Genomic DNA, 7,872 nt, shown 5'->3' with positions numbered 1-7,872 from the left:
TATTTTGTCCATCTTCAATTACTTGCATAAATTCGATGGACGCGTCTTATATCCCCATAACTGAAGCAAGGGGTTTTACGACGCATTGGATAAAAACAGGCAATGAAATCGCCGCCTGGTTTCAAAACACGCCATATTTCATGAAATGCTTTTTGCTTATCAAGAAATGCATGAAAACCATTCATACTGACAACGGTATCAACAGATTCATTCTCCATTTGCAGGTTTCCCACATCCCCCTGAATACATTTGATATGCGCATGACTACCAAGTCTTTTTCTGGCTTGTTCAAGCATATCCATGCTGTAATCAATACAAGTAATATGTGCATTTTTCAGAGAGCTCCATTTGTTTTCCGTAAATACAGCAGTTCCAACCGGAACATCAAGAAGCTTTCCTGAAAAGTCATCAGGAACATATGATAAAACTTTTCGTGCTATATCATTATCATCCGTGCCACTCCAAAATAACTTAATATACAGTTTGCTGAAAATATTTCTTTGCGTAAGAACATCGTCATATATATTTTTTGATGTTTCATAAGCATTTTGTATTTTGTCTGCCATATTACCTTCCAAATTTAATTTTAATTCTAAAAGCTTAAAACTATCGTTCTCTAATCTTCCTGACATTACGATTCATGAGGTGTCTTCCAATATGTCTATAAGCAAATGCTTTAAAGGCTGAAATTTCTTGATGATGTTCCCTCAACAGTTCATCTGGACAATCATAAACACCAAAATCCTGATTGATTCCCTCGCTCTGAATATAAGTATTGTTCCTATCAAACTCAATAATGAGATTTCTGAAATCCTTGACTGCTACTCCATAACCGCAAAATGCACCTGTACATTCCGAATTTTGTTCCTGTAACTTCTTTATGTAGGTTTTATCCAAAATGAAAGCTTCCAGTTCGTACCACTGATTTTCGAAATTAATTTCTACCCAGCTATGGAAAATACTTTTTGGAGCATTACGGTAAACAAACCCGGTCATAGCCCCTTTCTGCAATCTTTTATCAATCGTAAAACCATGTACTCTGCATGGAATATTGCAGGCACGTAAAAGTGCCATAAATAAAGTTCCTTTTGTATTACATTGTCCATAACCATCTGCAAGTACTTTTGAAGCTGAAATTCCGTCATCAATATTATATCCAAATAAAACATCATCTCTTACATAGTTGTAGATTGCCTTAATCCTTTCAAATTCACCCATTTCCTTCCATTTCATATTTTGAATAAGTTTTTGAATTGCCGGATTAGAAAAATCAACCATTCGTGTTTCCCTAAGATACTTATCTTTCATTTCCTATCGCCTTTCCCATAGGTTTTCTCACAACACAATGCATTCGCATACCTTTACGAATTTCAAATTTTTCTACTTTTAATCCTGCTTTTTTGCAACATTTTATGACCACATCTCTTGTTGGCACTTGGACATCTCCATGTCCGCATATATTTGCCAACGGCATTTCCAATGTATTCATTAGCCATACCAATACTTTATTGTCACTGGTCACATCTCTCAGTATCAATCTTCCATTTGAGCGAAGACATCTTTTCACACTGTCAAAAAATGCCTGTGGATCCGGATAATGATGGAAGCTCATAGAACAAATAATTGCATCAAATGAATCCTTTTCAAAAGGAAAGTTCTCACAGTCTCCTACAACAAATGTTGCATTTGGAATATTTTTCTTTTTTGCCTGTTCAATCATAGCAGGAGTCAGATCCAGTCCTGTATAATGCCGGTCTGGATGTTTTTCTGCTAATAAAGAAATCATTGGAGCAGGCCCACAGCCTGCATCTAATAAATCTCTAAATGGCTCCTTCTCTAATTCTTCCAGAATATCCGGATAATCCTTCTTGCACATTTCGTAAATGCCAGCATGGTTACTTTCATATCTTCCTGCTGCTTTTGTAAACTCTTTAATTGACAATTTTTTATATTCTTCATTTTTCATGCTTTTTTCTCCAATCACTGTACCTTTTTCGCCTTGCATCCGCATTTCTTCATTTTTTTCATATAAGCATAAAACTGCTTATGCAATTCCCTCATTTCATCTGGTGCCTTCATAGCATGTTGATACATAAATTTATCTCCAAAACTGCTTCCAAATGTAACTGCCAGCATAATCGTCAGAAATGACAATGGTAAAAAGCGAAAAATATTCATTTTCCATGGTGACAGTTTACCCTTTTGTTTTCGCAAAAAATTAAAATTTCTTTTCAGCCTTTCTGCTGTTTTCCTCATGATTTTCCATTCTTTTCCCACTTTCTCCGGATCGTCTGATTCATAATACGCATCTGCAATCGGTACCACCATAGCAAGATGACAAAGCTGCCATAGATGCATATCCGTTACTTTCTGGTATGGTATATGAGCATGCCTCAATATCTCTGAAAACTGCTTAGTTCTTTCGGATTTATTTCCTGATATTTCTGCAAATGTTGTCGGCTGAATCAACCTTGGAGTAAGTGCTGCATCAAGGATACCATCATCATTTATACTTCCGCCTGCTCCTGGAAAAGCCGGTAATATTCTTCCTTTTCCGACAATGTCTTCCCATTTATTGTAACTGTCCAGTGAATTTATCATTGTAACAATCGTATTACTTTTATTATTTTTCAATTCAGTAAGTGCTTCATACAGCTGGTTTTCCCGGACAGTAAGCAAGACAAAATCATAAATATCATCGTTTGGTAGTTCTCCAAGAATCCTAATCTCTGCCTTTATTACTTCCTGATTTTTCTTATATTGCAATCCATTATTTCTTAAAGCCTCAAGTCTTTTACCTCTGGCATAAATATTTGTATCATAACCGGCTTCTGCAAATAAAGCCGCATACAAGGATCCAATCACACCAGCACCATAAATCAATATTCTCATAAGAATCATTCCTCTCCTCTTACCCCAGTGCCACATCCAAGATCATCATCAAACTAAATCCAAGTGCAAAGAAAAGCGTACCGATATTCGAGTGCTGTCCCTGAGACATTTCCGGAATTAGTTCTTCAACCACGACATATAACATAGCTCCTGCTGCAAAGCTGAGTAAATATGGTAATGCCGGGATTACCAGCTGTGCGACAAGAATCGTCATTACTGCTCCAATCGGCTCAACGACTCCTGAAAGTACACCTCCCAGAAATGCCTTTCTCTTACTTTCACCCTCTGCCCTAAGCGGCATGGATATAATCGCTCCTTCTGGAAAATTCTGGATAGCAATTCCAAGTGATAAAGCAAGTGCACTTGTTGCTGTAATCTGTGCATTTTCAGCAAGAAATCCTGCATACATTACACCAACTGCCATACCTTCAGGGATATTATGTAATGTAACTGCCAACACCATCATCGTAGTACGGCCAAGTTTGCTTTTCGGTCCCTCTGTCTGATCACTTCCAACATGAAGATGTGGAATCAAATGATCAAGTGCGAGTAAAAACAATATACCAATCCAGAACCCAACAACTGCCGGAACAAACGATAAAGTTCCCATATTCTTAGATTGTTCAATTGCCGGAATCAGAAGACTCCAGATTGAAGCAGCAACCATTATACCTGCTGCAAACCCTGCAAGTGCACGTTGCAGTAACTTGCTAAGTGTTTTTCTCATAAAAAACACGCATGCTGCACCTAGCGTTGTTCCAACAAATGGAATCAGTATACCTTCAAAAACATTCATTAGCATTATGTATTCCTTTCTGTATAATCAAAAGTACTTTCACATCGTTTTATTGTTAGTTTTAACTAACTATCATATATAAAAGAAACCGTGCAAAAAGCAAACTGTAATTTCACACGATTTTCCTTATGTTTAAGTATATCACTTCCGAAATCATATAACAATATAATTCTTTTAACAATTTACAAGAGAAAGATCATCCATGTATGCACGATCTGCAAAAATCTCAGATGCTGTGCGAAGTCCCTTGCTCTCAGCGATATCACCAAGAACTGCTCCTGCACAGTAATAAACGATCAGATCTTTGTCATACTCGCAGATTGCCTCACAGATCGCTGTGGAAATATCCTCGTCATACTGGCAGCCATTCCCCATTGCTCCATGAGGAGCGACATGCTGAAGCTTCATTCCGTAGCTCTTGGTAAATGCAGCCAGTGCTCCGATCTGGTATCTGACATAATTCTTAACTTCATCATGAGAGAGAACCATCTTTCTTCGTCCAAAGCCAAGAAGATCCGGATATCCAGGATGGGCTCCAACCATAACGCCACGTTCCTTTGCCATGCGGACTACCTTATCCATTACCATCGGATCACCTGCATGCCAGCCATATGCAACATTTGCTGTTGTGACATATTTGATGATCTCTTCATCGCCGCCAAGCTTATATGCGCCAAAGCTCTCACCCATGTCACTGTTTAAGTCGATACTGTACATGTTGCTACCTTTCTTTCTTTACTTGTTGAAATTATAACATGTTAAATAAAAATAATAAAATAGATTATTTTTTCAGAATATATTAATATTTTCTATATTTCTTTTGCAATAAATTTTACTTTTCTTTGATCCGTTCTTTGAAAAGCTGTTGACAAAGATTTTCATATATGATTAAATAGTCATATGAACATTAATTCATATATTCATATAAAAAAACAAACGAATCAGCAAGGAGAGTTCATATGGAAAAAAAATTAAAGAAAGATTCCATGAAGTCCGCAGATTCCTGCGGCTGCGGTCACGAGCATGCGCATCACAGCCATGATGAGCATGAAGAACATCACGATCATGAGCATCATCACCACCATGAGCACTGCGGCTGTGGTTGTGAGGATCATAAACATGAACATCATGAACACGAGCACCTTCACAACCATGACGAGCACTGCGGCTGTGGCTGCGAGGATCACGAGCACGAACATCATGAACACGGGCACCATCACAACCATGGCGAGCACTGCGGCTGTGGCTGCGAGGACCATGAGCACGAACATCATGCTCACGAGCACCTTCACAACCATGACGAGCACTGCGGCTGTGGCTGCGAGGATCACGAGCACGAACATCATGAACACGAGCACCATCACAGCCATGGCGAGCACTGCGGCTGTGGCTGCGGGGACCATGAGCACGAACATCATGCTCACGAGCACCTTCACAACCATGACGAGCACTGCGGCTGTGGCTGCGAGGATCACGAGCACGAACATCATGCTCACGAGCACCTTCACAACCATGACGAACACTGCGGCTGTGGCTGCGAGGATCACGAGCACGAACATCATGAACATGAGCATCATCATCACCATGACGAGCACTGCGGCTGTGGTTGTGAAGATCCTAAACATGAACATCATGAACACGAGCATCATCACCATGACGAGCACTGCAGCTGTGGTTGTGAAGATCCTAAACATGAACATCATGAACACGAGCACCTTCACAACCATGACGAGCACTGTGGTTGTGTTTGCGGAGATCATGACCACCACGATCACTCCCACAATGCTCTCACCGCAAAGCGTGTCTACATTCTGGAGAACCTCGGCTGCGCTCACTGTGCTTCCAAAATGGAGGAACGGATTCAGGCTCTTGAAGGCGTCGAAAGCGCTACCATTACTTTTGCAACAAAACAGCTTCGCTTAGGGGCTGCAGATCCAGACGCTCTGCTTCCGCAGATCCGCAAGATCTGCACATCCATTGAGTCTGAAGTTAAAGTTGTTCCGAGAAATCCAGCTCCGGCAGCTTCCACTGACACAACAACTAAGACCTATCTTCTGGAGAATCTAGGCTGCGCTCACTGCGCTTCCAAAATGGAGGAACAGATTGCAAACCTTGAAGGCATTTCCGAAGCAACCATCACTTTTGCAACAAAACAGCTTCGCTTAACTGCAAAGAATCCGGATCGATACCTGGATCAGATCCGTAAGATCTGTACATCCATTGAATCCGAAGTTCTTGTAAAAGAAAAGGATCCGAAGCCAAAGGCTCAGTCCCCAAAAACAGTGACTCACACAACCGCTTCCAAGAAGAAATTTTTCTCCAGGGAAAACGTAGATATCATCTGTATTATCATCGGTGCAGTACTCTTCGTTGCCGGAGAGATCATGGAACACAAAGGCTTTGGTACCAGTGCCACTCTTCCTGTATTTGTGATCGCATACCTGGCGCTTGGGGGTGTTATCGTTGTAAAAGCTGCCAAAAACATCTCTCACGGACAGATTTTTGACGAAAACTTTCTCATGAGCATTGCAACACTTGCCGCTTTTGCCATCAATGATTCTGCTGAGGCCGTAGGCGTTATGCTCTTTTACCGCATCGGCGAGCTTTTTGAGGAAAAAGCCGTTGAACGAAGCCGCGGCCAGATCATGGATGCCGTAGACCTTCGTCCGGAAGTTGTAAACCTAGTCACAGGCGATGATATCCAGGTAATTCCCTCTGAAGAGGCTCAGATCGGAGACATTCTTCTGGTCCGTCCCGGAGACCGCATCCCTCTTGATGGTATCGTAATTGAGGGAAACAGCCGTATCGACACTTCTCCGATCACAGGAGAGCCTGTACCGGTTGCTGTAAATGAAGGTGATGAGATCACTTCTGGTTGCGTCAACACCTCCGGCCAGCTTAAGATCCGCGTGGAAAAACCTCTGGAAGAATCCATGGTCACTCGTATTCTGGATTCCGTAGAAAACGCGGCAGCAAGCAAACCGAAGATCGACCGCTTTATCACACGTTTTGCCAGGGTTTATACTCCTTGTGTTGTAGGAATCGCAGTGGCAACTGCCATACTCCCATCCCTTGTTACCGGAAACTGGCATTACTGGATCTACACAGCCATTACTTTCCTGGTAATGAGCTGCCCTTGTGCTCTTGTACTTAGTATCCCGCTGGCCTTCTTCTCCGGGATCGGTGCCGGTTCTAAAAAGGGTATCCTTTTCAAGGGTGGCCTTTCCATCGAAGGATTAAGTAAGCTCGGCGCTGTGATCATGGATAAGACCGGAACTATCACAGAGGGTAACTTCCAGCTTCAGAAGGTTGTTGCCACCGGTAAATACACGGAAAATGAACTCCTTTCCATGTGTGCAGGCTGTGAACAGAACTCCACACATCCTATTGCAAACAGCATCGTTGCTGCCGCAAAGGAACGTGAGATCCAATTTGAAAAACCGATCTCCCTGGAAGAAATTTCCGGTCACGGGATCGTTGCGGAAATGCCGGAGGGAAAAGTTCTCTGCGGAAATCGCAAGCTGATGGATAAATTCGGAGTTACAATCGGAGAATTAAAGGAAGCCGCTTACGGCTCTGAAGTATTTATGGCAGTAAACGGAACCTTCGCAGGATATATGCTGATCTCCGATACCATCAAACCTGACGCAAAGGAAGCCATTGCTTCTCTGAAAAAGCTTGGTCTCCACACCGTTATGCTCACTGGAGACTCCGAAGACAGTGCACAGGCTGTAGGAAAAGATGCCGGGATCGATGAGATCTATGCAAAGCTTCTTCCGGAGGATAAGCTCAATGCCCTAAAAAAGGTCCGCCAGGCACATGGAACGGTTATGTTTGTCGGTGACGGTATCAACGACGCTCCTGTTCTTGCAGGTGCTGATGTAGGTGCTGCCATGGGAAGCGGTGCAGATGCTGCCATTGAAGCCGCAGATGCCGTATTTATGAATTCCAATGTAGATGCGATCCCTCAGTCTATCGCCATTGCACGAAGCACAAACCGTATTGCATGGCAGAACGTAATATTTGCCCTGGTGATCAAGATCGCAGTTATGATCCTTGGTCTTGCCGGACATGCCAACATGTGGATGGCCGTATTTGCAGACACTGGCGTTGCCATGATCTGCGTGCTGAATTCCATTCGTATCCTGTATAAAAAATAAGATCCGTTCTGCAGGGCAGATATC

The 7,872-nt window shown here is 42.3% G+C and carries 8 protein-coding genes; 1 reads left to right on the top strand and 7 read right to left on the bottom strand.

All coding sequences use genetic code 11. From position 1 onward, the window contains the following. Window positions 1-14: 14 nt before the first annotated feature. From DWW77_RS17085 to DWW77_RS18155, 7 genes are all read right to left on the bottom strand, one after another. Complete coding sequence (locus DWW77_RS17085) at window positions 15-566, bottom strand: class I SAM-dependent methyltransferase (RefSeq protein ID WP_110925850.1); 552 nt, start codon at window positions 564-566, stop codon at window positions 15-17. Between the two features lie 40 nt (window positions 567-606). Then, window positions 607-1,308, bottom strand: a complete 702-nt coding sequence (locus tag DWW77_RS17080; RefSeq protein ID WP_059085408.1) for a transglutaminase-like domain-containing protein — start codon at window positions 1,306-1,308, stop codon at window positions 607-609. Next, window positions 1,298-1,966 (bottom strand): class I SAM-dependent methyltransferase, encoded by a 669-nt coding sequence (locus tag DWW77_RS17075; protein ID WP_118609200.1) that lies wholly within the window; start codon window positions 1,964-1,966, stop codon window positions 1,298-1,300. Before DWW77_RS17075 ends, DWW77_RS17080 begins: the two co-directional genes overlap by 11 nt. 14 nt (window positions 1,967-1,980) lie before the next feature. Further along, window positions 1,981-2,892 carry a ketopantoate reductase family protein gene (locus DWW77_RS17070; RefSeq protein WP_092071358.1) on the bottom strand — a complete coding sequence of 304 codons (912 nt, stop codon included), beginning with the start codon at window positions 2,890-2,892 and terminating at the stop codon, window positions 1,981-1,983. 19 nt (window positions 2,893-2,911) lie between these two features. After that, window positions 2,912-3,694, bottom strand: coding sequence for a ZIP family metal transporter (locus DWW77_RS17065; protein WP_199579961.1), 783 nt, complete (start codon window positions 3,692-3,694; stop codon window positions 2,912-2,914). A gap of 168 nt (window positions 3,695-3,862) precedes the next feature. Then, the gene (locus DWW77_RS17060; RefSeq protein ID WP_022427366.1) at window positions 3,863-4,405 is read right to left on the bottom strand and encodes a 5-oxoprolinase subunit PxpA; all 543 of its coding nucleotides are present in this window, start codon (window positions 4,403-4,405) and stop codon (window positions 3,863-3,865) included. 254 nt (window positions 4,406-4,659) lie between these two features. After that, window positions 4,660-5,523: a hypothetical protein gene (locus tag DWW77_RS18155; protein ID WP_182431241.1), complete on the bottom strand. Its 864-nt coding sequence runs from the start codon at window positions 5,521-5,523 to the stop codon at window positions 4,660-4,662. 12 nt (window positions 5,524-5,535) lie between these two features. Between DWW77_RS18155 and DWW77_RS17055 the strand changes: the two genes are divergently transcribed. Further along, a complete protein-coding gene (locus tag DWW77_RS17055) occupies window positions 5,536-7,848 on the top strand; it encodes a heavy metal translocating P-type ATPase (protein ID WP_329984590.1) in 2,313 nt (770 codons plus the stop codon). Window positions 7,849-7,872: the final 24 nt, after the last annotated feature.

The organism is Ruminococcus sp. AF17-12 (assembly GCF_003479245.1).
Taxonomy (GTDB): Bacteria; Bacillota; Clostridia; order Lachnospirales; family Lachnospiraceae; genus Blautia_A; species Blautia_A fusiformis.
This window is presented reverse-complemented; position numbering and strand designations above follow the sequence as displayed.